Here is a 26,701-nt window from a genome sequence, read left to right as displayed (position 1 = left end):
AGCACAAAAATCCAGACTCATCCAACCTCTTCACCCATTTATCTATTCTACAACGGGACAAACTGTACTGTGGGTGATCATGATTTTTTATAAGATTTTCATGAAAAAATCATCTTTTACTTTTCTCCTCAATCAAATTTTTGCCCGATCGTCCATTCGATTCCCCAGCGTTTTACATAATCTTCGATTGGCCCCAGCCCTACTGCCTTTCTTCTTTGATTGACATACTCTGGTTCCCTTATTTCATAGACGATTTGTTTACCGGTCTTTGTATCGGTAATTATCTGTGAACCGTAGGTTTGCGGTTTTCCGTTGCGCATCAAAATTCTATCCTCCAGCAACGCTAAATGGCTGCCCTGCGACTCTCCCTTCAGCACGGATTCTTTGAGCAATGGCAAATATTTTTCCTGTGTTTCTAACGGGGCGTGCTGAATCACTAACCAAAGTGTCATATTTGCCTGCCCGCCCACCAGACTTTTGCCTACCCAGCCTCTTTCTTCGATGATTTGTATTACTTCGATTTCGTTCAGGCTGTCTTGTTCGGAAACGAGTTTCCAGAAGTATTTCATTTGATCGGATTCTCTACCGAATTTTTCCTCAGCATCCTGATAAAGTTGTCGCAAGGTTTGATCCCGGACATAAATTTTTTCCAGTTGCAGTTTTAAGGGTTTGTCAAAGTCTTTTTCGTACGCATCCAGGTTGGCCTGAACTTTTTCCAAAACCTTATCCCAACCCTGAATGGTATGCAGACTTGCGAGATCTTTATCTTTTTTTATATGGTCCAGGTTGTTCCAGCCTTTATCTGCCGACAGGTTGAGATAATTAAGCGATTGAACAGTATCGCCCGCTAAAGCCCAGGAACAGGCAGCATTATAATATTGCATTGCATTCCCATCTCCAGCCTCAAACGCCTTCGTATATTCTTTTGCTGATTCGGCATACGCCTTTTCATCGTAGCGTTTTTCACCAAGGCTGATCCATTCATCAAATGTCTGCGCCTGAATGGAAATTGAAATCAGCGAAATCAAAATCGTGGTGAGTGCTCTCATTTTTACTTTTCTATGTTGCTAAACCAGGCCTGATTAATGTGTAAACCCAATCTCCCCAAAAATCACCAGTCTTGCAACCTGATGAAGAAAATTGCGGTTTTCAGTTGGTTTATCAGGACTTCAGTGGTTAGTGTATGAGTAGCAGATAAAAAGTCGTTGTTACTCATTTTACTGTAATCAAAACCGTATTTCCTTTGTCGAAATCCAGCTTTTCAAACTTGTACTTTTCCGTTTCTTTCTCTACTTCTTTCAGGAATGTCTTTACTCCTTTCATGTTGGTGTTGTCTACAAAAATCATGGTGTTTTTATGAAATAATGGTTGTAGCAATCGAAAAACGGGCAAATACAAATTCTTCCAGCCGTCTAACAGGAGCAAATCAATGGGTTGATTGACCTGCTTTAGGGTTTCTAAAGCATCGCCTTCCCAAAGCGAAATGTAGTTCTCCAAACCAGCTTTTTTGAAGGTGTTCCTGGCTTGCCTGCATTTTTCAGGGATTATCTCTGTGGTGGTAACACTCCCCCCCGTCTGTTGCACGCCTTCCGCCAAGTACAGGGTTGAAATTCCAAAAGAAGTCCCAAACTCCACTATATTTTTGAAGTTCCTTTCGCAAATCAAATGGTATAGGTATTCGCCTTGCTCTTGCGAAATGGACAAGTAAGCAGTTCCTACATCCGCAGGCGTTACTTTGGTTATGATACTTTTTGCCAAAGCCTTGGCCACTTTTACGCCGTCGTATTTTGCCAAATTATACATGTCATTTAAAATGACTTGTGTTGATGTAGGAATTGCTTCTTGCATGCCGAAAGGGTTAATTTTAGGGTTACTTTAAAGTTGTGTTGAACGTAATGATCTCCGCATCGAATACTTTAAAGAAATCTTGCACAAACGCTTGATTTCCCACTCTTTTTGTTACCGACTCAAAAGCTGCTCTATCCTTATAAACGGTAAAGTGCGGAAAGGTGTCTTTCCCCTTAAAACCACCCGTTACATTGAAAGTATACGACCTAACTACTTCGGGTTCAGCATCGAGTGCTTTTAGATAGCGCGCTCTTTCTTTTAAAAATGCTTCTTTACTGATTCCAGCTTTGGGCTTGAGCAGCGCTATTTCAGTCACATTTTTTTTGTTGGCAAACTTCTCGTAATCAAAGCTGTCATCAATTGGTTGAATAAATACACCTGCCAAAGGATCCATCATTTTCATGAATTTCATCAGTTTTACAATGAACCCGAAGCTTATCATAGCGCGATATATTTTGCCTTGTGAAGCATATTTGGTCATGCCAACATAGACTTTTCCGTCTTTTTTTGGAACGGTGCTAAACGGTTCAAAATCACGTTCAGGACCTATTCCATTCAAACTGACTAACTTTTTAACTGCTGCATTTTTGGCAGTTTCAAAGTCGCTTTGCTTAACCCCATTCTTGGGCGAACGGATGGCTAATTCGATAATTTCTTTTTTCATGATTTTTTGAAATTCCGTGATTTAAAATCGCCAACCAATGCTCCAAGGACCTAAGAAATTGAAAAGATTTTGCGGTTCGTAAGGATCGGCCACAGTTTGAAAAGTAACCTTATCGATACTCCCCAAATTATAGCGTGGATGAAGAATGGTCAAATCCAGTATCAAATTGGCTTTTTTGAAGGGTTTCCAAACCCATCCAAACCAAACTCCAGGCGTGAATACGGCTATATTTTCTACAGATTCATTTGTAATTTTAGACTCAACCGTCCTACTTGCAAAATCTATATCGCCACCCAAGTAAAATCCTCGGTTTTGTTTACTCTTGCTTAAAAAGTATTGATATTCAAGTCCAATGCGGTAGTTGGTTTTGTCTTCATAAGTATCGTATTGTTCATTGTCAAATTCGCTAACTCGGCCTCCAAAACCTCCTACCACACCTACTAGATGCCTGTCAAAACCATAGTCTAATCGGGCAACAAAGCCTTGATTTACAAGCGGTTCAAGGAAATCTATTTTTGCTTGCCAATAGGTTGCGTTTTCTTCGTTTTGAGCATAAAGCCCATTCATTACTGAATAAATGAGAAATGTAAAGATGATTTTTTTCATTTTTTTATGATTTTAATTGTGATTGAATTTGTGCTACCACCGTTGGAAAATCGAAGTAATCCCAATCTTCGGCTATTTTATCTTGCTCAAATCTGCGCATGATCATGCCTTCGAAATGGAGTTTTGCGCCACTTCCTGGGAATCCTAAAAACTCCCCCTCGTGAGTTCCTGTGAAGTTGAAGCGGAGCACCAACCTGTCGCCTTCTTCCACCATGTCAATGATTTCTGATTTAAGGTCAGGAATAGCGGCATGAAAACCTTTGATGGCTTCCATAAAGCCTTGCGGAGTGTGAGAAGTCATACCCCCCAAACCATGATAGACATAATCGTCCGTTAAGAATTCTAGGATGGGGGAGTAATCTTTCTCATTGACTACTTTTTGCGAAATGTATCGCGCGATCTCCTTTTTTGACATCATTTTACAGCGATTTAATGACTGCCCATTTGACCAAAAAGAAACCCTAAATACAGGTCGAACATCATTAATGATTCTCTGTGTGGATAAGCCGCAAGCAGTTCTTTTTTAAAGTCATCGGCACTTAAACCTTTTTCATGAATGGCTTTTGCGGTCTTTAAATATTGGATATTGTTGACTACTTCATCTTTGATGCAAGGCAGACCATGACCTGGAAGAATGTAATTGTAGCCTTCTAAGTCAGCAACTTTTTGAAGCTCATTCATCCAATTGTCAAACCATCCCATGCCTAACCAAAGGTGCACTCCACTGTAAACTAGGTCTTGAGCAATCACCACACCGATTTCTGGCAATTTGATGAGTAATTGAATTTCATTTTCTGCACCTTCAACTGATTCAAACTCATAGTTTAGTCCATCAATTGTTTCAGTTGTTCCTGCGTTCACAGTGTGTTTTGGAACAAGCACCTGGTCTGGAATCAGGTCGCCAAATGTTGGCTTCTGATTGGTAATCATTTGTGGCCCCCATTCTGCAATAATCTTGTTCACTGCTTCTAAAGAATACCCTTTTTGGTCTGCAAAGGCTGAAGCATATCCGAAGTAATGGTCCGGATGTCCATGAGAGATAAAAACACGATTAATTGGCTTTTTCAAACTATCTACATAACCTCTAAAAGCCTGTGCAAGTGGGGTGATGAATTGCCCGTCAACTATGACCAATTCGTTAGCAGTTTCTATAATATGCGTAGCATTAGCTGCATATTCATAAGGAGCTACAAACGAGTGGATTTTTACTCCTTGAAAGTCCTTGATATGAATTGATGTTGAGTTATCTTTTATCATGATGTTGCTTTTTTTTCAATTGAGATTATTTAATAGATGCTGCATACTGTAAGGCTACAGGATCGAAGGTTGCGAAGTAGGCTCCCGCTTCTGGCAGTTGCTGCACTTTACCGGCAATGGCTTGGAACGCTTCTTGACTTTTATATACAGACATTCCTACTGTAAGTCCTTCGGTATCTGCGCCACCTACCACTTTAAATTCCCAACTGCCTACAACACCTTCTTGCTTGTTTAGCCAGTTTACAAACTCTTTTCTGGAAGTTTCGAAAGCGGCATCTTGTCCAGTTTTCACTTTTCTTACCGCTAATTCTAATACTTGTCCTGGTTTTGCGGCTAATGATCCCAAATCAAAACTCCCCCCCTCTATCGGCTGAACAAAGACATAAGCTTTCAAGTCCATAGTCTTTTTGAACTTCATGAACTTAGACACAACACTCATTTTGCTTTGAACCTGGCCCGGCGTTTTAAAAGATGCATACTCGGTCATTCCGATAAATACTTCTCTTTTGTCAGGTTCTGGAAGGGCATAAAAAGAACTGAATTCGCGATCGTTGCTAACTCCTTTTTGTTGGGTGAGAATGTCGATGAAGTTTGTTCTTGCTGCTTCAAAATCGGCTTTCATTCCGTCTTTTACCTGACGAACAGCGATTTCATAGACTGGTTTTTCCAGACTACTTACCTGAGATTTTTTTACTGGTGAGCAGCTGCCGAACGCCAAAATGCCGGCTATTCCTAATGCAATCAATGATTTTTTCATTTCCTTGTTGTTTTAAATTATTTACTGATGCAAAGGTCAGTAACAACAAGGCCCGGGGGATAATCAATTTGGATGCAGAATAGTCAATTTGAAAACTCCTTGCGAAAAGCTGAAGGAGTCGTGTTGGTATGTTTCTTAAAAAAACGAATAAAATTGGAAGGCTCGGAAAAGCCATAGTCATAGGCTATTTCTGCGATATCGGCGCTGGAATAGATGAGCGACTGTTTGGTTTCCAGTACAGTACGTTCGGCAATTAAGTCGCTGCAAGGCTTGCTAAAATGCAATTGACATAGCTTGTTCAAATAGGTTTTACTAATGCCTAATTTATCAGCAAACTCCTGAACCGTCTTTAATTCTTTGATATTTTTTTCCAAAAGTTGTTTGAATTGAAGCACTCTGCCATCTGAAATTACATTTCCTTCGGAGTAGAATGTTGTTCCATAATGTCGGTTCAGTTTGATGAGAAGCAGGTATAACGAAGACCGCAGAAAATGATGACTATCTTCTTTGAATGCTCTCTTCTCTGAGTGGATTTGGCGAAATAAATTGTGGATATCTTCAAAGTCAACGCCTGTCAATGGTAGGGGTATGAGCGCTTTGGGACCATGGAAAAAGTTAAACTTGAAAGTGAAGAATTTATCCTGAAAAAAGAAATCCAGAAATTCACCTTCGAAAAACAGCCAGATCGCTTCTATTATATTGAGCTTTTCAATGTTGACTCTTGTACCCGGCGCAATGAAAAGAAGCGTATTATCTGATATGTAATAAGTTTCCATATCAATTTCAACTTTTCCTATCGCATGCTTTATAGCTACTATGATATAAAAAGACGGCCTGGCAATTTTTAATGAGCTGTTAAATTCAGCCATATCGGCAGTATCAATCAAAATTTCTTTGCCGTATTTATCCTTGTTGAATCTGAGGTTTTGCATTTCTCAAACGTAATGAAAGGCCATGAAGTTAAGAAAAAAGGGCAACCGGAAGGTGTCCTTACTTCATCTCCCCGGCTATAAAGGCTAGTTTGTATCTGATTTTTCAGATTTGCCTGGTGAGTTTAATTTTCGATATGTCGAATCCCTTTTCTTTTACCCTGGAAATGATTTGCTGATAGGTGTCATCGTTCATCACAGGTGTTCTTGAAAGTATCCACAAGTATTTTCTGTTGGGATGCCCAATGACGGCATAGCTGTAATCGTCAGCCAGATCAATGATCCAGTACTTCCCTCTGAAGGGCCAAAAGAACTGCACTTTTAGCTTTGCGTTTCCACTGTTGGCCACGACAAATGCTTTTCCTTTGATGTAAGATTGTTTTCCGTCGATGCTCCCCCGGTTGCACCTGTTTTCGACGATTACAAAACCTTTATCGGTTAATGTATATTCAGCAGTAGTACAGTTACAACCTTTTTGAAACCGCTGGGGAAACGAAGCAATCTCATACCATTTGCCTTCAAATTTTTTCAAATCGACAAAAGGCACTGTTTCAAGTGTTTGGGAAATGGAAACGGTTGCCAGCATAGAAAAGATGATGGTTAACATACAATACTTCGTCATTGGCGGGAACCTCAATTTCTGCAGCATCAAAATTGTTACCATAAAGCAAAAGGGATTCACACTGCTATCAAATTAAGAAAAAAACAATTACCAGCGGTAAATAAGATTGAGTGCTGGGAGCAGCTTATTTTCTGCCGGTCGCGGTGAGAGGTGTGCGGGGTCTTGAAATACGAATTCAACTGAAAATATCTTATTTCCCGGCTATAGGAATTGATTTGCCAAACGCTCAATTTTACAGTAAAAATAGTTGAAATGCATTGCCGATGAATACTAAATCACTGGTTCTGTTAACACTTGCAGTTGCAATGTTTATTGGCGCAAAAGCGCAACAAAAGGTTGTTCCCGCGTCCTCTTCCGCACTCACTGGCATGACACTACCCGCAGGGTCAAAAAAAGACAATCGCATGATCAGTGAAATCGCGGCAAAGGTGCTTCTGGAAATGGAAACAAAAAAAGTAGATGCCAGCATTCAGACTGTAGAGGTATTTATTTTACCGCCTTCCCTGACATCTGGTTTTCATTTAGAAAAGCTAATGAAACAGCTCTCCGCACTTGGTTGGAATATCGCCCCGGCTGGTAGCGACGAAAAGTATTTCTGGCTTCAAAAAGGAGCAAAAAACATTATTGCCTATTTTTCATTTGAACAAAACACCACCGATATCTATCTGGGTGAAACAGATTTTGCGCCGGAAGATATCAGCACAAATGATGCAATCAAAGACGACGAAAAGGCAAGCAATGACAACATCATTACTCCTCCTTCTGCCCCGACGACAAACACAGCAGGCTACACATTTTCTACTACTAACTTTGACGATGGCTGGACCAGTGTCATTAAAAATGACTGGGTGGAAGTAAGCAAAGGAAATATGCAGGTTTATCTTTTATTTCCATTGCCCTTTGATGTTAGTAAATTTTCAGGGACGGGATTGCGGGCGAGGGATTTTTATTGGGACAATCATGTAACGCAGTATTTTACCATACAGACAAAACATTACAGGGATGACAATGAGGTTATTGCTTCATTACAGCCTGACTATGTAGAAGGATGGGCAATCGACAAACAAACGGGCAAAAAGCGGTTTATCGCTATGCGTCTTTCTATTGTGCCCAACTCTGCCTATCTCGTTATTGCCTCTGCCGAAAATGAGTCCTCGTTGTACAAACAATTCCCGGCCGCCAATGACAAATACAAATCTGACCTTGCAGATATGAGCCGGTACAACAAATTTGCTGTTGCAACCCGGGATATCCAGGGACGGTGGCAAAACGGCAATACTTCCACTGCACATTGGTATTATGTAACGCCGGGAGGATATGAAGGATATGCCGGAATGACACTGGTCGCTTCCAGTGCGACATTCAATTTTAATCCGGGAGGTAACTATACCAGCATACACAACGGAGCTTCCGGGTCAGTAGGCAACATGACTACTTTTCAGCAGGAATATAAAGGCGCATACACTGTAACCGACTGGAGTGTTACTGCGACCAATCGCTGGCAGGGTAAAACCGATCACTTTGAAGCATGGTTTGTGGCAGTACGAGGCGGAAGAGTTTTGTGGTTGAAAGACGGAGGAATGGAATACAGCCTTGTTAAGACAAAATAAAGTGCGCACCGTGTGTGCCATTCGTACACACAGCGCACACTTTATTTTTACAGATTGCAGATATCTGCCGGGAAAGCCTGTCAATTTCCGGCCTGAATATCGCCTCTGGTGTAGGCTGCGGTGCGATTGCCGAATTTCCCATCAGGCGTGAGCTCCCATATCTGGCTGTTGCCGGTGGCCTTGTGGTAATACAGATTAAATATTTTGTTTCCGACATTATAGGGTATGACCACATCCCAGTCAGTCATCCAGCCGGTTGACAGATAGGTGCGATCGCCAAGTGTCCCGCCCGCCTGAATAGGATAAATCTCTGTGTCGCCCGTGCTTTTGTCGTACAAATGGAGGTACGTTTTCCCGCCCACCCGGTAAGGCGCAAGTGCACTCCATGTCTGGCGCACATTGCGCATAGCATATGTGCCGTTGGGATTAAAAATACCGCCAGCCTTCACCTCAAACAGGGCGATATACCCACTTTGGTGATAGCCGATCAAATAGGCACTGCTACCTACTTCTGCAACGGTAACATGTATATAACCAGGGCCAAAATTTATCGTAGATGTAGTGGCCACAATCGTAGCATCATCTGCACCGGAAACTTCATATACTTCCGCTATTCCGCTTACATTGTCAAAGCAAAACAGGTAGGTTTTTCCCCCAAGCCTGAAGGAAGTCATATGATCCCAGTTCTGCCGCCATCCTGCCTGTGATATTCCTTTGGTATAGTCAGGGCTGCCGTCTGATTTCAGCGGAATTCTGTAGACCTCCCCTTGCTGCTTTTTGTACAACATGATAAACGTCCGGTTGTCAGCCTGATAGGAAACTGCCAGTTCACTGGGACTATCCGGGGCATCTGTATGCTCCATAGCCAGGGTGCCAAATTTACCTTCGGGTTTCATCTGGTATAGATTCCCGCTGGTCTTGCTCTGGCTATTGAAGTAGGTGAATGCCTGGTTTCCCACGGATATTGAAAACACTCCTGCAACATTCGTTTCCATTTTGCCGGCCCTCACAAATCCGCCTGTAGAACCACCTGAAGGCGACCCGGAAGAAGATCCAGACGAGGATCCGGAAGGGTTATCGCCGGAAGTGGCGTTGTTGGTACGAACGTCAAATTTGGCGGGATCTGCCCAGGTTTCATCAAACTGTCGTTTGCCGGTCCAGGTGGGGCGTGTTTCTTTTTGCGGCCGGTCAGAAAGTTTGTTATTGGCTCCTTTATTGATTGTAGCCAGCATATCGGCGATTTTGGTTCCGGCCATGTCGGGGCGTGATACAATGGGTCGTGTACATGTGCCATTTCCCCTCACGGCTACCGGGTAATTGGTTCCCATCAAAATATTGGCCAGGGCTTTGATACCTGCCTCCGGGCTGTTGAGGTTGATGTCAAAAGATCCGCTGATGGGCTGGTCGGCAAATTTTCCTGTGATTTTCATTGCGACATATCCGCCATTTACCGTACTCAAACATCCTTCAAAACTCGCGGAGTTGATCTGCACTACGCCGAGGGCTTCCCCGCCATGCCGGGCAATCCACGCTGTTGCCCGCAAGCCGTTGACAGTCATCTCGCCGCTAAATTTGACGATGTCCTGGTATTCATTTACGGTAAGGGAAAGCGCTGACCACTCGGCAAATATGGGTGCTACCCGGTAATCCAGATTAATGGCTTCGGTATTGTTTACTTTCTGGCATACGTCTGTAGCTACACCCGAAAGTTTAGTCGCAAGTTCTCCGATTCCGTTGGTAATGGTAACCAGGCTGGTTTCCAGCCCCGCGAGTTCGAGACGTTTGTTGCGAATCGTCGCCTCGCGGCCAGCGAGATTGACGAGCTCACAAGCTTTGGGGCCGGTGATGCTTTCAAATGTCGCTTTACGCTCATATCCCGAAGGGCATTCCCAACATTTCCCGGTAGTGAGATCCGGAAAACTCCGCCCCGTACAGGCTATACTCTCGCCTTTTACCGGGTAAGCAAACTGATCGGGCACAACCTTATAACAACGATTGCTGGCGTTGATATCGATGACCGCTTCAGAAGGGCGGTATCCGGCGGGGCAGTCATAACATCCGGCGTTGGGGAAGTTGAATATCTGCCCCGGGTTACATGGGGCGGTTTTGCTGTAGGTTGCCTTTGCATAAAGGGTAGTTCCCCTTTTGATACAACCTCTTGCGTCATTTAGCGGAATCGGGCCATTCCATTCAAATCCTTGCGGACAGGTATAACAATAATCGCCAAACTGTTTGCTGTTGCCACCACAGGTAGTGCTTTTGATAGGTTTTGCGCTGCGAAACCTGTCGGTAGAGAGCGCGGCTTCCAGCCGGTTGATTTCGGCTTTGAGATTATTGATCTGCTGGGTTTTTTGGGCGCGCTCGCGCTCCTGATTGGCTTTCTGATCAATAAGCCCGCATTGGTACTGATACTCTCTGCGGACCTCTTCCTGCTTTGCGGCCAGCTTGCTTGCTTTGGCATTCAACTGAGGGCGAAGCGATTCCAGCATGCGGGTCGCATTGTCCACATCCCGCTGAGTTTCATTGGCCATTCGGTTGATCTCATCGGAGGCTTCCCGCGTGATTTTCTGTACGAGGTTATCCTCAGCAGTCATCGAGGCTTTGACATAGATGCTTCCACCTTTCAGCAAATCTGTGCCGGCGATGTCGAGTGCGGCGGTAAATCCGCCCATGATTTCGGCTCTGACCAGGGCATTAAACCCTGCATCGCTGAGGTAGATATCTGCCAGCGCAGAGGCGCCGAGGACTTCCAGTTTTCCATTTACCGCCAGGGCCAGCACCTGTTCTGCCGGCTTGAGTGCAAGGTAAATATGCGGCCCGGTACCAGGCGCTGTGCCTGTAAGCGCAAACCCCGGATGAATGATCGGCGACATGCCACCAAATGCCTCCACGCCTGCTTCGCTGATATCGATAAACATGGCTCCGGTAAAGTCCTCATAGTTGAATATGCCCTCAGCATAAAACCCTGGTTCGTAAGTACGGCCAAACAGGGTAATGGGAGCACCGGGAGGAACCACAGTCATGTGCAGTTTCTGGAAGCTGATTTTCCGGAGAACATCGGCAAATTCGGCGGGCGGCCCGCTTGGGTGAAACACGTCCACGATATCGGCCAGATACAAAGGCCCGACTTCTGCGTCGATCATGGTTTTGTTGAGCTGGGTAGCGTCAATTCCCATGGTTACGCTGCCGCTGAATCTCGGGGCAGAAGTCCTTGAATCTCTTACCGAAATGCCACCTTCAATCGCGATACTTGGCGCCGGGATGGGTGTAGTTTTAAAGTCCACCCCAAAGCCGAGACCCGCTTTTTCGATGAATATCTTGTCTGAAATACCAAAAGGGTTTTGAATATAGTCGTCCTGATCCATCCAGGCTTCGCCATAGATTTTGCCGGTAATGTCCACGGAAATTTCGCCGTTGAGGGTAATGGGTGCTTCGCCGGGCGGCCTGATCTGCATTTGCCCGCCAAGGGCGAGGCCGGCTTTTCCGGTTTCGAAATAAAACTGAAAGCGGGCCTCCTTAAGTACGACACTTTTGTCACTTACGAGGGGAATTTCCTCTGAGGTAAGTTTTGCTCCCAAGGCTATTTTCATCGTCTGGGTATTGACATAACCATTCACATCCAAAGTGGTAGTGCCGATCCCGATATAGTTGGCCGCATCTTTGGGAAGCAGCAGTTGGCTATTCAGGCCGACAACTACATTCGGCTCGCGTGACTGGATATCCATTAACCCAAATTCCCCTTCGATCGCAGATAATTTGAGGGATGCAGACCGGCTGTCAGGTGCCCAGGTACCAAAGGTCATAATGATATTCGCATTCTGTACTTTTTTACTTTCGACATCTATTTCAAAATGTTTGATGCCTATCCCTGTACCAAAACCCTGAGGGAAGATGGCATTAAAATCTTTGCCGATAAGCTGTCTGAAGTGGTCGGTCGTGATTGTGGCCAGCGCAGGGAAATCAATCATCACCCTTCGGATCTCCTTCGTACCTTTGAATGCCACTTCCAGTCCGACATTTTGCCCGAAGAAAGTACCCGAACCACTGAGGGTGCGCACACTGTCGGGAGATAAATGATTTTTAAGGCTTTTGATCTGAATATTGGTATTCAGTACCTGCCAGGTGGAAATAGTTTCTTTCAGGAGTTGTTCGCCATCAGCGTTAGTTTGTGCTGAAAGAGACGAAAGCGTATAGATTATAGACAAAAAGCACATTACTGTGCTTTTTGTCAAAAATGATTGTTTGTTCATTGTTGAAGATTTATGGGGTTAATGGAAGCGCAGGGATTTATTCGTCAATTCCGGTATCACATCTCCATGCGTTCGGGCCTACAACCCGGTAACAAATGATATCGTCCTTATAGTCGAATACAAATATTCCTTCCAAAAAGGTTCTTCTCCATGTAAACAGGTCTTTGTACTGGCATTCAACAGATTTGATAACCGCCCAGCGGTCAATTTTGAAATCTTTTGATTCGTTGAAATTGAGATACACTTCTTCCGACTTCGGCACATTGCCATGTGTCTGATAGGTGACTTTAAACCATATCTGGGTAAGTCCTTCATTTTTCAGCCGTAAAATGCCCGTTTCATTGCTTGCTGGTTTTTTTGAAGGGCCATATAATATCTGGATTCCCTGCTCATCGAGGTTGCTCATAAGCCCGTTGTTGCTCCAGTCAGCGGAGCAATAATTCATAATAGAGGATGCATCACAATCGGTTATGGCATAGTCTCCGTAAGATCCCTGGGGTTCCTTATCATCGCAGCCGCAATCGGAGCGGTTATGCTCGTGGCTGAAGCCAAGTGCGTGCCCAAATTCGTGCACGGCGGTGGCCCGTATTCCGTACTGGCGTTTCTTTTTCAGTACAGGGGACCAGTTGTTGAAAGAGAAGTTCAGCACCATTCCGTTTTTCAGTCCATCGAGCTGACTTCCCAGCAAAGAGGCATAAGGCCCTTCGTCGGAGACTTTGATCCTGATTCCCTTTGCGTCGGCACTGCATTGTCCCCAGCCGGTGAAAGTTACATTGCCCTTCATTTCCCACGAATTGGCTACGGCCTCTTTCACCCATTTTTTCTCTTTATCCCAGCCTGAAGTTTCCCAGCAGACGGGGATATTGCTGGCGTTTGGCCAGACGGAAGAACTCTCTGCGACCAGGTTGGAGGGAGACGGATTGCTGGAGGAGGTGACTACGGCTTTTCCATATACTTTCACTTCGGCGAGGGAAAGTATGGCTTTGGGATTAATCACCTGTATGCGCACATATCTGCCCCGCTTTGAATTGGTAAAGGAAAGCGGATAAGTGGTTCCAGTTTTGTAATAATAGTTTTCCTTCAAAAATGGTACCCCTCTGTCCTGAGCAGAATTTCTGATAAAAACCTGCATATTGCTCAGGCGCTCAGAGCAGCAGTCTGTGCGGTTCCATATTTCGATTTTGTCAATATCATACAAAGCACCGAGATCCACTTCCCACCAGGGGTTTACCTCTCCGGCTCCTGTCGTATGAGTTACGGATCCGCTGGCCCATAAGCCCGAAGTATTTCCATCAACTGCTTTACCGGCAAGACCCTGACTGGAGTTGTAGTTGGAGGACTGACTGGCGGCTTTGCCCCGGGCAACCTCTGTGCTTCCGGTTACCGGTGCAGGGGTTGGCGCAGCCATGGTTTTTCCATATACTTTGACTTCTGCCAGAGAGAGAATTTCCTTTGCCGTATTCAACTGAATACGCACGTATCTGCCGCGTTTGACTCCGTTGAAAGTCGCGGGATAGGTCTGTCCGGCCCGGTGGGTAAAGCTTTGGGTCAGAAACGGTTGCCCTGCATCCGAAGCACTTTGTTTGATCAGTATCTGCATATTGCTCAAGCGTTCGGCGCAGCAGTCTGTACGGTTCCAGATTTCGATTTTTTCGATGTCATAGACTGCACCCAGATCCACTTCCCACCAGGGATTTGCCTGGCCGGCCCCTACTGTATGCGTTACGGATGCGCTGGCCCATGCCCCTGAGGTATTGCCATCAACTGCTTTCCCTGCAAGCCCCTGGCTGGCGTTGTAGTTGGAGGACTGACGGGCGACTTTGCCCCGGGCGAGTTCTGTCTGTGCGTGGAGACTGTATGAGGTGCCTAGTAGTATCAGGAAACTGCCTGACAGCTTCAATATATTTGATATGATGGAATTCATTTTTTCTGATTTTTGGGTTGGGGAAGGTGTGAATTATTTTAAGTCAATGGCTTGATAAGGGAAAACTCTGCCTGTAACAGTGAACTTCCAGTCTTGCCCGTATTGGGAAAAATAGGCCATGTTGTTGAGGGTTTTCCAGGTGACAATATCCAGCCATTGAATCTGGACACCTTTAAGCTCGGTTATGTCGAAATAGGAATCGCCTTTTGAGCTATTGGGGTTTAATACCACCCAGTCTGAATTGCCACCGTATTTAGGAACAAAACAATAACGAATCTTCCAGTCACTGTGGTTGATCATTTCCAAATTGAGTAAGTTCCTGTAGGGATCAGGTCTGCCTAAATCGGTGTAGACATATGGGTCAGGTTCGGGTACAGATGTTTGGTTGCCATACACCTTTACTTCAGCTAATGAAAGGATTCCATAATCGGTATTCAACCGGATTCTTACATAACGACCAGTTACCTCATTTGTAAAGGTGAGGGGATAGGTCTGATCGGCGCGGTACGTATAATTTTCATGGAGGAAAGATGTAGTATTTCCCGACTCATCTTTCACAAGAATTTCCATATTATTCATCCGGTTGGCGCAGCAGTCGGTGCGGTTCCATATTTCTATCCGCTGAATCTGATAATCCTCTCCCAAATCTACTTCCCACCAGGGGTAGGCAGATCCTCCGTCAAGCGTGTGGGTGACCGATCTGTTTGCCCAGACACCCGAAGTATTGCCATCAACCGCATTTCCGGCTTGTCCGAGCGTGGGGTGGTAATCGGAAGATTGAGTAGCGGGTTTTCCTTTAGCGATTTCCGGCTGGGCGTGGAGTGAATAGCCGGCAATCAGGATCATTGGCACCATGTAAAGGCGCAGAAAAAAATGCATTTTCATAATGATAAAGTTTGTTTGTAAAAAGTATGATCCAAAGATTCACGGGCCGTATGCAAATCCTCTGGATGAATCTTTCAAAATGCAGGACATATACTCCGAAAGGGGAAAAAATTCAGCACATATTTTTCATCCTGGTTGAAAAATATGTGCTAAAAGACTGAAATACAGACACTTGCAAAACACCCTCAATACTTAAAAAAAATCCTTATTTTTGCCAGCTATCTGTATTTTCCGAACTTTTGAAAAAGCATTTAATCTGCTCTGCATGGAAAACATCGCTGCTTTTTTTGCCCCGGTTTTGGTTTACCTGATTGTATTTGTTTTGCATATTTTACTTCCCGCCCGCAAGGTGGTGGGGTATGTCAAAAGAACAGGATTAGACGAAAAACTCACCTATCGCCTCAACGGATTGCTGGTATTATTTGTGGTAGTCGCAGGTTGGTTTGCCCTGGGTTATACAGGTTTGATGGCTTGGGAATGGCTGTACCTCAACCGCTGGTACGGACTGGCGGGGGCAATAGTGGCGGGGCTTATTTTTTCGCTGGTGCTGGTGGTTCCGTACCCCTCGGTCAAGCAGTCATTTCTTACAGACTTTTTCCTGGGCAGGCTCGAAAACCCTCAGCTTTGGAATGGAAAAGTTGATGCAAAGATGTACTTATATCTCGTGGGTGCCGTGATGCTTGCGCTGAATGTGTTGAGTTTTGCGGGTTATCACCATATTCAGTTTGGCCATGAAGCCAGTGCCGGAATTATTGCTTCCGCACTCCTGCTCTCGTTTTTTATTGTAGATTATCTCACATTTGAGGAAGTGCATCTGTACACCTACGACTTTTTTGCAGAGCGGGTAGGCTTTAAGCTGGGCTGGGGTTGTATTGCTTTTTACCCGTATTTCTACAGCGTTCCTCTTTGGTCAACGGCCTCGCTCCCGCCTGCCCATACGCCTGCCTGGTTGCTGACATTGTATGTGCTGATCTTTTTCTTGGGCTGGGGCTTGTCCCGTGGCGCCAATCTCCAGAAATATTACTTCAAAAAAGATCCCCAAAAAGCTTTCCTGGGTATTACGCCCGAAACGATTACCGACGGAAAAAATCATCTTCTGGTCAATGGTTTCTGGGGGAAAAGCCGGCATATCAACTATCTGGGGGAGATACTGATGGCTACGGGTATCGTGCTCTGCACAGGTCATCCGCTGCTTTTCTGGCCGTGGCTGTATCCGTTGTATTACGTTGCCCTGCTATTTCCCCGGCAAATGGATGACAACAAACGCTGTGCGCTCAAATATGGCCCACTCTGGGATGAATATGTAAAGAAAGTACCTTACAAAATCATTCCTTATATCTACTGATTTCAGCCAGACCCTTTCCGGAGAATCCGTGCTCGAAGGATTTGAATTTGAGCTGGCGGAGTTGAGGGAGTAGAGGGGCTGTTGGCTGTTGGCTGTTGGTGGTTGGTGGTTGGTGGTTGGCTGTCACAGCCCATACATTTGCCTCGCTGTGTCGCCCATAATATTGATGGCCATTTTTCGGGGCAACAGGTTTTGCATAAAAAATGTGGCGATCTTATTGCCCCGACCGCTGGTGAATGACGGGCGTTTACCCAAATGGCTAAAACATTCTTTTACGACTGCCTCAGGGCTTTGGACTTTGGGGGCAAAAGGGCTTGTTTTTCCCGGGTTGGAGTTTACATAATTGGGGGTTGCAGTTGCTCCTGCACAACAGGCAATAACGTCCACGCCCCGATTTTTCCACTCATACCAAAGGCTCTCTGCCAGGATCCGGTCAAAGGCTTTGCTGGCAGCATAGGTAGCGAGAAAACCACTTCCCTGAAATCCGGCCAGGGAGGCCATCATGATACAGGCACCTCTTCCTTTTTCGAGCATGGGTTTTCCCAAAAGATGGAGCAGATTCATCGGGGTAACCATATTTGCCTGCGCCATCTTTTGGTAATATTCGGGGTCGTTGTCTTCAAACTTTCCGATATAAGCGAGCGCGGCATTATACACCAGCATATTGATTTCCTGGCCCTGGAGGCTGGCGGATATCTGGCTGGCAGCATCCTGATCTGAGAGGTCGCAAATGATATTTTGAACATTGACCGAATAGGCACTGGTAAGTTCGGCAGCGAGCTGGTCAAGTGGCTCTTTGCGCCGGGCAATCAGTACGAGATCCATTCCGGCAGCAGCGAGATAACGGGCAAACGCAGCACCCAATCCTTCGGATGCTCCTGCAATTAAGGCCCGAGAGCCGTAGGTTTGTTTTAGCGACATAAGAATTTCGAAATAAGAGAATTCCAATAGGATCCGGACTATTTATTTTTTTTCCTGAAATCACCGGGGGAAGTGCGATACATCTGCAAAAACATTCGTGAAAAATAGTTGGGATCGCTGAAACCCACATCATAAGCGATTTCGGAGATCGTGAGATTCGTATTTATGAGCATATTTTTCGCTTTTTGAAGCCTTATGGTACGGATAAACTGTGAGGGCGAACTATCTGTCAGTGCTTTTAGCTTACGGTAAAGCTGAATCGGGCTCATCTCAGCGGATTCTGTTAGCTGGGACACGCCAAATTCCGTATCATCTATATGGGCCTCTACCTGCTCCCGCAATTTTTTGATAAATGCGTCTTCAATAGGGTGTTGAGCTGATTTTTTCAAACTGGTAGTTTCCTGGATATCTTCTGTATATCTTATTTGCAAGCGGCGGCGAAGTTCTACGAGTTTTTGTAATCGAACATGAAGTTCTTCCTTATTGAACGGTTTGGTCAGGTAAGCGTCTGCCCCGTATTTCAGCCCTTCAATCCGGTCTTCCGGGGATGCCTTGGCGGTAAGCAAAATAATGGGAATATGGCTGGTTCGTGGATCTTCTTTCAGAATTTGACAGACTTCATATCCATCTTTTTCGGGCATCATCACATCGCTGATGATAATATCAGGCACGATTTCCAGCGCTTTGTCAATGCCTTTTTGGCCGTTTTCTTCAAAATAGATCTGGTAATCGGCCTGAAGCAGCGTCCGGATATAGACAATCACGTCCGGATTGTCTTCAATCAGCAATAAGATCGGCCGGTAGATATTGTCAAAATCTTCTTTTTCCAAACCTGGTTCTACCCTGCCTGGCAGAGGCAATGTTTCCAAATCTGGTAGTGATGGCTGTTCCGCTTGTTTTTCCGATTTATTTTCTACGGGCAACCATATTTTGAACTCGCTCCCACCTTTTTCAGGGTCGCTGGTTACGGTGATCTTTCCGCCCATCAGGTCGATGAGTTCACGAGTAAGGGCAAGACCAATGCCGGTTCCCTCTCCTTTTCGGGTAGAGGAATCATCAGCCTGGTAAAAACGGTCAAAGATGTGAGGCAAATGTTGGGGCGAAATACCGATTCCGTTGTCCTGCACAATCATTTGCAAGAAGGACATTTCCTTTTTTTGTATGGCCCGGATATGGAACACAATTTTCCCCTTTTCAGGGGTAAACTTAATAGCATTGGACAGAAGGTTGTAAACGATATGCTGCAACTTTACTTCATCGTAGTCCATGGTCAGACTGGGAATCTCCGAATAGAAGGTAAGCCGGATATTTTTTTCGGCAGCCATAGAATGAAAGGATTCCGTAAGGTATTGCAAATAAGATACAATGTCTCCGTTGATTTTGTGAAGTTCCAGTTTTCCGGAATCCAACCTGGAGAGATCCAGCAATTGATTGATGAGGCGCAGGAGGTTCTGGCTGTTGCGGCGAATAAGTTTTTTTTCCTGCTCATGTCCCTGAATTTGTTCATTCATACCCATGATGACCGTAAGCGGCGTGCGAAATTCATGGGTGATATTGGTATAAAGGCGGGTTTTGAGCGTATCCAGCTCGACGACACGTTGTTTTTCCATATCGATCTGTCGTCTTCGAAAGCCCATACCAATAGCAAATGTCATGAGGTGAACTATAGCGGCGATCTGAGTCATGTAATAATGGTGGTAGGGGGTTTCGAGAAGGATTTGTTTTCCTTCCAAAAGCTGAAAGATGCCATTGACCATGATTACGACGCTCAGCACCACGCCTGCAACTGCAAAGTACAGCGCAACCGTATCGCGCGACCGGATCAGAAGGTAGCAGAAGAATATGCCTACAACCGCAAAAGGCACAATCAGCCATTTACCAAACTGCACCACGGCGTAATCCTGGGTAATAAGGTAAATCACTGCCTGAGTCAGAAGCAGTATCATATTCGCCCGGATAAACCATGTTACCCGCTGATTCCATTTGGGCATTAGTCGCTTCAATTGCACAAAACTCTGCATAAACACAAAGGTCATAATCCCTACGAAATACTGTAAAAACAGCAGAGTGATCCAGGCTGCGAAAGGATAATTCTCCAGCAGAGAATACCAGTATCCAAAATCCCCCAATGTGAGCATTGAAATACTGGCCATATAGATACAGTAGAGGAGATATGCAGGGTCTCTGGTTGTGAAAAAAAACAGCAGATGGTAGAGAATCAATGCCCAGATCATACCCTGATAAACCCCCTGATTGAAATGACGAAATTCCGGCTGGGTAATTTTTTCCCAGAAGTCTGTAGTAAAAAGAATTACATGGAGAAACCGCGGCTGGTTTCGGGTTCTTTTGATGCGGAGGTAGATCGTTCGCGTCTCTTTTGCTTTCAGTTTCAGCAGGATCTGACCGCTAAAACCTTCATCTCTGAGAAAAAGTCCGGGTTCCAGATTGCCTTTTTTTTCACTCTGGGGAATCATCGTTCCCAATAACACTTCTTGTCCTGCGCCAAATACTTCGACCTCCTGCTCGTAACCCAGAAACAAAACCCACTGCTTTTCTATGGAGTCGGGGTTGGTCATTTCTACGTGAAGCCAGTAGGTTCCTTTATTTTGTATTGGGGCGGGAATATTGTCAAAAGGTTCAAAATCATCCCCGACATTCATTTTAGCGACTTCATCAAAGGATAATTTGCCCTCAGATACTGTAAGGATTTGGGCAAATGGGTGAATAGAAAGGGAATCCCGGAAATCGACTAGCTGATCGTTTAAGATAATATTTTGGGCTTTTATACAACCAAAGAGACTGAAAAACGCAAACACGCTGATCAGGATATTTCTGAATGTATGATTGCTCCGCGGTTTCATAAAGGCAAGGTAGTGGATTTTTCATTATCGCAAAAGCAGGTAAAAGTACCTGCTCACCCCGTAAAAACACCTGTTTTACAACATCAGGTATTTTTACGCTGTTGGGGGATGAGCATATTGTCCAATTTTACATGGACAGTCTGATATCTCATTAGTTTTCCGGGACAGAAACAGGCTATAAAAGTAGCGACGGGTTTAGTTAAAATTTGGTAACGTCATTTTTGACAGCAGGGTGGAGAGCGAAAGTTCTCTGCCCTATTTTTTCCAATACGCTCAATCCTGCAATTTTCCCGCAATAAAACCCGTAGTCCAGGCTGCCTGAAAATTGTACCCGCCGGTGATGGCGTCAATGTCCAGTACCTCGCCCGAAAAATAAAGGTTTTTGCAGACTTTGCTCTGCATCGTATTGAGATCCACGTCTTGCAGGCTCACGCCTCCGCAGGTTACAAATTCTTCTTTGAAAGTGGTTTTTCCCTTTACCGAATAGATATCATTGGTAAGAACAGTGATCAGCTTGTTGAGGGACTTTTGGCCCAGTTCGCCCCACTTATGTTCAAAAGAGAGGCTGCTTTTCTCCAACAGATACAACCACAGTCTCTCCGGCAATGCATAAGCCCGGAAATTGGCCAGATTTTTTTTCGGATGTTCCTGCATAATATTTACCAGCTTTTCCTGCACATAATCATTGTTTTTTTCATTCACCCAGTTGACCTGAACCTTGAATTCGTAGTTTTTTTCCTCAAGCACCCTCGCCCCAAAAGCCGACAGTTTTAATATCGCCGGGCCGCTCATGCCCCAGTGTGTAATCAGCAACGGTCCGTCGGACTTTAGTTTTGTGCCCTGAATGCTTACAAGCGTTTGCTCTACTACAATGCCCATCAGCCGGGTGACGGGTTCTTCGGGCATATTGAAGGTAAACAGAGAAGGGACGGGTGATTCGATCCGGTGGCCCATGTTTTCCAGCCATTCCAGTCCCTGCCTTTTGGGAGAACCGCCGGTGGCAACAATGACTTTATCAAAAACCTCGGAAGTCATACCGGGCGAAATAAAATCCAGCACCAGTTTTTGCCCTTCCTGCCGGAGGGCCTGTATTCCGGCACCAGTTCTTATCTCAATATTCAGCCGTTTTGCCTCATTCATAAAACAATCAATGATACTTTGGGAGTCCTGGGAGACGGGGAATACACAATTGTCTTCCTGTATGGTCAGCGGCACACCCCGAGACTCAAACCACTCCATCGTATGGCTTGTGTTGAAAATATGGAAGGCTTTTTTGAGTTTGCTGCCACCGCGTGGATAGGCTTTGCAGAGTTCGGCGACATCGGTGCAGCCATTGGTAACGTTACATCTACCGCCACCTGATATTTTGACTTTGGAGAGGAGTTTTTGCGATTTTTCAAAAATCACTACATGCGCATGGGGATGATTTTCTTTGGCTGAAATGGCTGAAAAAAAGCCGGCTGCTCCGCCGCCTATAACTGCGATTTTCATACAGAATTATTTTTCACCGACAGCCAGCAGGATTAGCGGCAACCGGTTTTGGCTATGTTATAGCATTTCAAAAGTATGCAAAATAATCTTAACCTGTAGCGGATTCTCCCGTACATTCCCCCAACCTGTAGTTTCCATTTCGGGGGAAACAAAAGTCATTCACATTGAAACCAATAATGACTTGTTTGCAAGATGTTTTCAGATTATTTACCCCAAATCTATTCCTATGAAAACCTTAGTTAGCTATCTCATCATAGGGCTATTGTCAGTTAGCTGGCTATTTAGCCAAAGTACAGAACAATCCTATTACATGAAGGCCTTAGGAAGTAAAATCGGCTCGATGAATTATTACCGGCAGACAAAAGGCGAAGATGTCTATTACCAGACCAAGAGTCTGCTGGAGGTAAATCTTTTGGTCAAACGGGTCAAAATGGAGGTGGAAAATAAAATCCACTACCATGCCGGCCAGTTTATCAGTGCCCGAAGTCAGGTGGTGGTAAACGGTGAACAAAACTCTTCTTCTATCATTGAATGGGCAGGCGATCACTATACGATTCAGATTGATGGTGGGGAAAAAACGACCTTAAAATCCCCCATATTCTATAGCGGCAGCAGGTTGTATTTTGACGAACCCAAAGGCATTCAGAATGCATTCTCCGAATCCTCAGGAGTATTTATGCCGGTAAATGCGCTGGGCGCTGGAGCATATCAGGTGACAGATCCCCGCAACGATCGAAAAATGATTTACTACTACGAAAACGGCGTTCAAACCAAAGTGAGCATCAAACATCCTCTGCTTACAGTGTATCTGATCAGAGACGATCTGGGAGGCGCTGCGAACTAAAACATGGGGGATGAAGTAGGTTATCGTTCTTCTTTATCCTTAAAAATCAGACTGAATACGTAGCCGAAACCAAAACACGACACTACCCCAAAAAAGGCGTACATCAAAAAGTTGATCTCGGTATAAACGCTGATATACCATATGAGCAAAGCACTGGCTACGAGCCCCATTAAAGTGCCTGTAGCATTGGCTTTTTTCGTAAGCATTCCCAATAAAAACATCCCCCCAAGGCCGCCGGTAAAAAGACCTAAATAGCGGTAAAACTGGTCCCACAACGACTTTATTGTCGAACTCGCCATCCAAAGTGCCAGCAATACCCCCAATACCCCGGTTACGATGGTTGCGATCCTCGCTATCCGCAACAGGCGGGCATCAGAGACATCTGGCTTTATATGCAAATGAAAATCATTGCAATAGGCGGTCGCAACAGAATTCAGACTGCTGCTAATGCTGGACATGGCTGCGGAGAAGATACCTGCCACCAAAAGACCAGAAACGCCAACCGGAAGCTCTCTGACAATATACCAGGGGAAAATCGAGTCGTTGTTGGAGATGGCGGGGGAAAGTGCTCCGGGTATTTCGGTATAAAAAATAAACAGCAGGGTTCCCAGACTAAAAAACAGGATAGTTGCGGGCAGCGTAAGCACGGCGTTTGTGTACAATGTCTTTTGTGAGTCCTTGATATTTGTGCTGGTCAGATAACGCTGTACAATGGTTTGATCTGTGCCCTGCGTTACCATTGCGGAGGCCAACCCTCCAATGCATACGACCCAAAAGGTTGACTCTGTAAAATCAAACTCCATATTGGTTATGTTAAACTTGTCATGCGCGACAGCATAAGTGATCATATCGCCAAAAGACGATTGGGCATGCGCGACAATCCAGCCAAAAGCCAAAATACTTCCACCCAAAAGAACCACAACCTGCATGACATCTGTCCATACAACCGCTTCTATCCCGCCAAAAGTCGTGTAGATGATACAGAGAACCCCCATAAGCAGAATGCTGATCGCTACGGGAATACCTGTTACAATAGAAATAGCCAAAGACGGCAGCAGTAAGACAATCCCTATTCGCCCCAACTGAAAAAGAATAAATGAAAGACTGCCAAAGGCACGGGCCAGATAGTTGAACCGATCCTCTAAATATTCATAGGCAGTTTTGATTTTCAGTTGATTGAAAAATGGGATAAAGAGAAAAGCGATGACCGGGGTGATCAGGATAGCCACCATATTGAGCATAAAGTACGACCAATCTGTAACAAAAGCCTTGGCTGGTATGGCCATAAAGGTAATGGCGCTCAATAAAGTACCAAAAACACTTAACCCTGAGGCCCACCAGGGGATCCTGCCGCCACCGGTAAAATAGTCTTCAGTAGAATTTTGTTTTCGGGAAAAATAGACACCGATCGATACGGAGATCAACAGGTAAAGTGCCAGGACGCTATAATTGAGGATACCAAAGGGATGTACGGCATTGGCAATTGAAAATTGCCGGACCTTCGGTGTGCGGATTCCGGGAGAAATTTCCCCTGAAACAATGACAAAACGCTCCTTATCCTTAAAAGCGAGCGCAGTAACCGGTATGGGGGTCGGGTGGGTATCATAAACAAACCATTTACCGGTAATCGTATTATAGGCCAGAATATCTTTGGAGAAACCGGGGTGATGGTTGAGAATAGCATTTCTTCTGCTCTCTAATTCTTTTCTAATGGTATCGCCAGTTTCATGCTCCAATTGAATGGCAATGTTTTCCAGTTCATCAAACAATACCTCATCTGAGCCACCGTAAACCATGAGGTGCATAGAGCCCATTGATTCTGCGAAAGCGCCCATCAGGACTCTGGGTTTTCCGTCAATTAACAACTCCCCTTCGTCATGCCAAACCTGCGCTTTCAGGTCGTAAGACAAATAGTGGGTAAGTGGCTGTGATTTTTTCCCGGCTACCTGATCTCTTCCTCCGATGACAAACAGCTTTTTATTCGTTGACGTTTCCTGCACCGCGAGGCAGTGAACCGCTCTGGGAGAACCGGGAAAATCTGGTAATTTTTCCCACACCCGTTTTTCTGTCAGGTTTAACCGGTAGAACGACTGCGTGCTTTTTTGAGCATTTTTCCCCCCGACTACATATACAAAATCATCTGCCACTACAGCTGAAGTGTAGGCCAAGGGTTCCGGAAGATCAGGGTACACGGCGATTTCAACCTCTTTTGCCGAGGGATTATATGATAAAAGCAAAACTTTGGCACTGGTAATCTTCTGATTTTCACCCCCTATACATACAATACCATCCTTTGTAGCTACTGAAGCTGAGTAGGCCAGAGGCATAGGCAATGTGGTGGAAGATCGCCGCCACTGGTTTCCTTCCAGGATATAAATGGCTTCGCTCCAGACTTTTCCACCACCTTCCCAGGGTAAGCCATTGGGAAAATTCGCGCCTCCGGCGGCAATAATTACATCATTATGTGCGCCACCCAGCATCCCTGCATAGCCCAGGGACTCCATGCCTTCCTGTGCTGCCGGGAGATCGGGCAAATCTACCATAGTGAGTTTCTCAACCTCCTGCCCCAAAGAACGCACAGCAAGTAAAAGTGCGAGGGCGAACAATAATGAAATCTTTGCCATTTTCATTTTTCCGGCTTTGGTCTTTTGTATCTGTCCTTTTTATCAGTAAGCCATTTTAAAGAAAAGCTTGTAAAAACGTTTTCAGAATATTCATCTTTTTCGAAGAATAAGCCAATATCTCCATTTTTTAATACCGTTAGCGATGAATAGGCCGCGCTGCCGGAATAGATGGTTTTCCCTTCGCTCCAGGTTTTCCCCTCATCATAACTGATGCGAACCGTCATGTTTGTGCGGCCATTTTCGGACTTGGCATTAGAAAACAACAGGCGGTTTTTTTCATATCCATCGGCTACCGCCGTGTAGCGAATAATACTTGCATTGCAGCCCGGATCCATTAATTGAGATTCCGCCCGGGTCGCCCAGGTTTTTCCATCATCGGAAGAAGTATGCACATATCTCACCCCTTTTTTATCATTTACCCGGGCATTGACCATCCAGGTTCCGTCGGCGAGCTCAATGATTTTGGATTCATCGGCAGGTATAATTGGTGTGTCAATAAAAAACCAGGTTTTGCCGTGGTCATCACTACCAAATATATGCATGCCGTTGGTCAGATTCACCATACAATGCAACAGCCGGCCACTTTTCGTTTGAATACCACGGCCAGATGTGATGAATTTAAAATCTGTATGCCATTCAGGTTTAGTAATTTGAGAAGTAATGTCTTGAGGTTTACTCCAGGTTTTTCCATTGTCCAGACTCTTCACTACGTGTAAATAATAAATGTCCTTTTCGGCATCCAGATCCATATAATTGTAGAAAAGGAAGATTTCCCGAGTGATTTTGTCAACGATCATGGAAGGATCGGAAGCCGATTTCCCAAAAGGGAAATTAACTACGGTTTCTACGTCTGACCAGGTTTTGCCATTATCGGAGCTTCGCCTCACAATGATATTGATGTCTTTGCTCCATTTCAGATCGCCACACGAAGGCACGCGTTCGTCAATTGCGACGACCAAATCCCCGTTGGGAGCAGTTACGATTGACGGAATGCGGTAACAGGCTACCGAATCATTCATAGACTTGTAAAACAGATTCTGATAAACTTTTACGCCTTCGGCGATTGGATGTATTTGCGCTTGTGCATGTACAAAACAAGCAAAAACAATCATCAGGATCCATGCGGTATGCTTTTTCATAATCATTGGGGTGAAAATATTAGCTTATGGTTCTGAATATACCATGGGACAACCTTCCTGTTCCCGGTACAGAGAAGTTTTCCAAACATGGCGCGATTTTTATATATGTAATACATAATACAAA

At 45.0% G+C, this 26,701-nt stretch carries 20 protein-coding genes; 3 read left to right on the top strand and 17 right to left on the bottom strand.

The window, feature by feature from the left end; genetic code table 11:
• Positions 1 to 128: 128 nt before the first annotated feature.
• The 9 genes from R3D00_02340 to R3D00_02300 form a co-directional block, all read right to left on the bottom strand.
• On the bottom strand, positions 129 to 1,049 hold the full coding sequence (locus R3D00_02340) for a DUF6624 domain-containing protein (GenBank protein ID MEZ4771992.1): 921 nt from the start codon (positions 1,047 to 1,049) through the stop codon (positions 129 to 131).
• A 163-nt stretch (positions 1,050 to 1,212) separates the two neighbouring features.
• Entirely contained in the window at positions 1,213 to 1,848 is a 636-nt protein-coding gene (locus tag R3D00_02335) for a class I SAM-dependent methyltransferase (protein ID MEZ4771991.1), read from the bottom strand.
• Between the two features lie 22 nt (positions 1,849 to 1,870).
• Complete coding sequence (locus R3D00_02330; GenBank protein MEZ4771990.1) at positions 1,871 to 2,512, bottom strand: hypothetical protein; 642 nt, start codon at positions 2,510 to 2,512, stop codon at positions 1,871 to 1,873.
• Positions 2,513 to 2,533: 21 nt separating this feature from the next.
• Complete coding sequence (locus R3D00_02325; protein MEZ4771989.1) at positions 2,534 to 3,118, bottom strand: hypothetical protein; 585 nt, start codon at positions 3,116 to 3,118, stop codon at positions 2,534 to 2,536.
• 4 nt (positions 3,119 to 3,122) lie between these two features.
• Complete coding sequence (locus R3D00_02320) at positions 3,123 to 3,536, bottom strand: ester cyclase (protein ID MEZ4771988.1); 414 nt, start codon at positions 3,534 to 3,536, stop codon at positions 3,123 to 3,125.
• A gap of 11 nt (positions 3,537 to 3,547) precedes the next feature.
• Positions 3,548 to 4,375, bottom strand: coding sequence for an MBL fold metallo-hydrolase (locus tag R3D00_02315; protein ID MEZ4771987.1), 828 nt, complete (start codon positions 4,373 to 4,375; stop codon positions 3,548 to 3,550).
• Between the two features lie 25 nt (positions 4,376 to 4,400).
• Complete coding sequence (locus R3D00_02310; GenBank protein ID MEZ4771986.1) at positions 4,401 to 5,132, bottom strand: hypothetical protein; 732 nt, start codon at positions 5,130 to 5,132, stop codon at positions 4,401 to 4,403.
• 83 nt (positions 5,133 to 5,215) lie between these two features.
• Positions 5,216 to 6,019, bottom strand: coding sequence for an AraC family transcriptional regulator (locus tag R3D00_02305; protein ID MEZ4771985.1), 804 nt, complete (start codon positions 6,017 to 6,019; stop codon positions 5,216 to 5,218).
• Positions 6,020 to 6,167: 148 nt separating this feature from the next.
• Positions 6,168 to 6,668, bottom strand: coding sequence for a lipocalin family protein (locus R3D00_02300; protein MEZ4771984.1), 501 nt, complete (start codon positions 6,666 to 6,668; stop codon positions 6,168 to 6,170).
• A gap of 278 nt (positions 6,669 to 6,946) precedes the next feature.
• Between R3D00_02300 and R3D00_02295 the strand changes: the two genes are divergently transcribed.
• Positions 6,947 to 8,293 (top strand): hypothetical protein, encoded by a 1,347-nt coding sequence (locus R3D00_02295; GenBank protein MEZ4771983.1) that lies wholly within the window; start codon positions 6,947 to 6,949, stop codon positions 8,291 to 8,293.
• An 80-nt stretch (positions 8,294 to 8,373) separates the two neighbouring features.
• Here R3D00_02295 and R3D00_02290 read toward each other — a convergent pair whose 3' ends face one another.
• The 3 genes from R3D00_02290 to R3D00_02280 are packed head-to-tail and all read right to left on the bottom strand — an operon-like array spanning position 8,374 to position 15,352.
• Positions 8,374 to 12,543: a hypothetical protein gene (locus R3D00_02290; GenBank protein MEZ4771982.1), complete on the bottom strand. Its 4,170-nt coding sequence runs from the start codon at positions 12,541 to 12,543 to the stop codon at positions 8,374 to 8,376.
• A 37-nt stretch (positions 12,544 to 12,580) separates the two neighbouring features.
• Positions 12,581 to 14,467, bottom strand: coding sequence for a discoidin domain-containing protein (locus R3D00_02285; protein MEZ4771981.1), 1,887 nt, complete (start codon positions 14,465 to 14,467; stop codon positions 12,581 to 12,583).
• 33 nt (positions 14,468 to 14,500) lie between these two features.
• The gene (locus R3D00_02280) at positions 14,501 to 15,352 is read right to left on the bottom strand and encodes a discoidin domain-containing protein (GenBank protein ID MEZ4771980.1); all 852 of its coding nucleotides are present in this window, start codon (positions 15,350 to 15,352) and stop codon (positions 14,501 to 14,503) included.
• Between the two features lie 265 nt (positions 15,353 to 15,617).
• On the opposite strand from R3D00_02280, the gene R3D00_02275 reads away from it, so the two are divergent.
• Positions 15,618 to 16,697: a DUF1295 domain-containing protein gene (locus R3D00_02275; GenBank protein MEZ4771979.1), complete on the top strand. Its 1,080-nt coding sequence runs from the start codon at positions 15,618 to 15,620 to the stop codon at positions 16,695 to 16,697.
• Between the two features lie 123 nt (positions 16,698 to 16,820).
• Here the strand turns inward: R3D00_02275 and R3D00_02270 are convergent, their stop codons facing one another.
• From R3D00_02270 to R3D00_02260, 3 genes are all read right to left on the bottom strand, one after another.
• A complete protein-coding gene (locus R3D00_02270; protein ID MEZ4771978.1) occupies positions 16,821 to 17,618 on the bottom strand; it encodes an SDR family NAD(P)-dependent oxidoreductase in 798 nt (265 codons plus the stop codon).
• Between the two features lie 38 nt (positions 17,619 to 17,656).
• Positions 17,657 to 20,479: an ATP-binding protein gene (locus tag R3D00_02265; GenBank protein ID MEZ4771977.1), complete on the bottom strand. Its 2,823-nt coding sequence runs from the start codon at positions 20,477 to 20,479 to the stop codon at positions 17,657 to 17,659.
• A 273-nt stretch (positions 20,480 to 20,752) separates the two neighbouring features.
• On the bottom strand, positions 20,753 to 21,970 hold the full coding sequence (locus R3D00_02260) for an NAD(P)/FAD-dependent oxidoreductase (GenBank protein ID MEZ4771976.1): 1,218 nt from the start codon (positions 21,968 to 21,970) through the stop codon (positions 20,753 to 20,755).
• A 226-nt stretch (positions 21,971 to 22,196) separates the two neighbouring features.
• On the opposite strand from R3D00_02260, the gene R3D00_02255 reads away from it, so the two are divergent.
• The gene (locus R3D00_02255; protein MEZ4771975.1) at positions 22,197 to 22,814 is read left to right on the top strand and encodes a DUF6134 family protein; all 618 of its coding nucleotides are present in this window, start codon (positions 22,197 to 22,199) and stop codon (positions 22,812 to 22,814) included.
• 20 nt (positions 22,815 to 22,834) lie between these two features.
• Here the strand turns inward: R3D00_02255 and R3D00_02250 are convergent, their stop codons facing one another.
• Both R3D00_02250 and R3D00_02245 read right to left on the bottom strand, forming a co-directional pair.
• The gene (locus R3D00_02250) at positions 22,835 to 25,444 is read right to left on the bottom strand and encodes a sodium/solute symporter (GenBank protein ID MEZ4771974.1); all 2,610 of its coding nucleotides are present in this window, start codon (positions 25,442 to 25,444) and stop codon (positions 22,835 to 22,837) included.
• Complete coding sequence (locus R3D00_02245; protein MEZ4771973.1) at positions 25,441 to 26,577, bottom strand: sialidase family protein; 1,137 nt, start codon at positions 26,575 to 26,577, stop codon at positions 25,441 to 25,443. The genes R3D00_02250 and R3D00_02245 overlap by 4 nt, the downstream gene beginning before the upstream one ends.
• Positions 26,578 to 26,701 lie beyond the last annotated feature (124 nt).

This window comes from Bacteroidia bacterium, from assembly GCA_041391665.1.
Lineage (GTDB): Bacteria > Bacteroidota > Bacteroidia > J057 > J057 > JAGQVA01.
The sequence above is the reverse complement of the archived record's forward strand: the minus strand, read 5'-3'. Positions and strand labels throughout refer to the sequence as shown.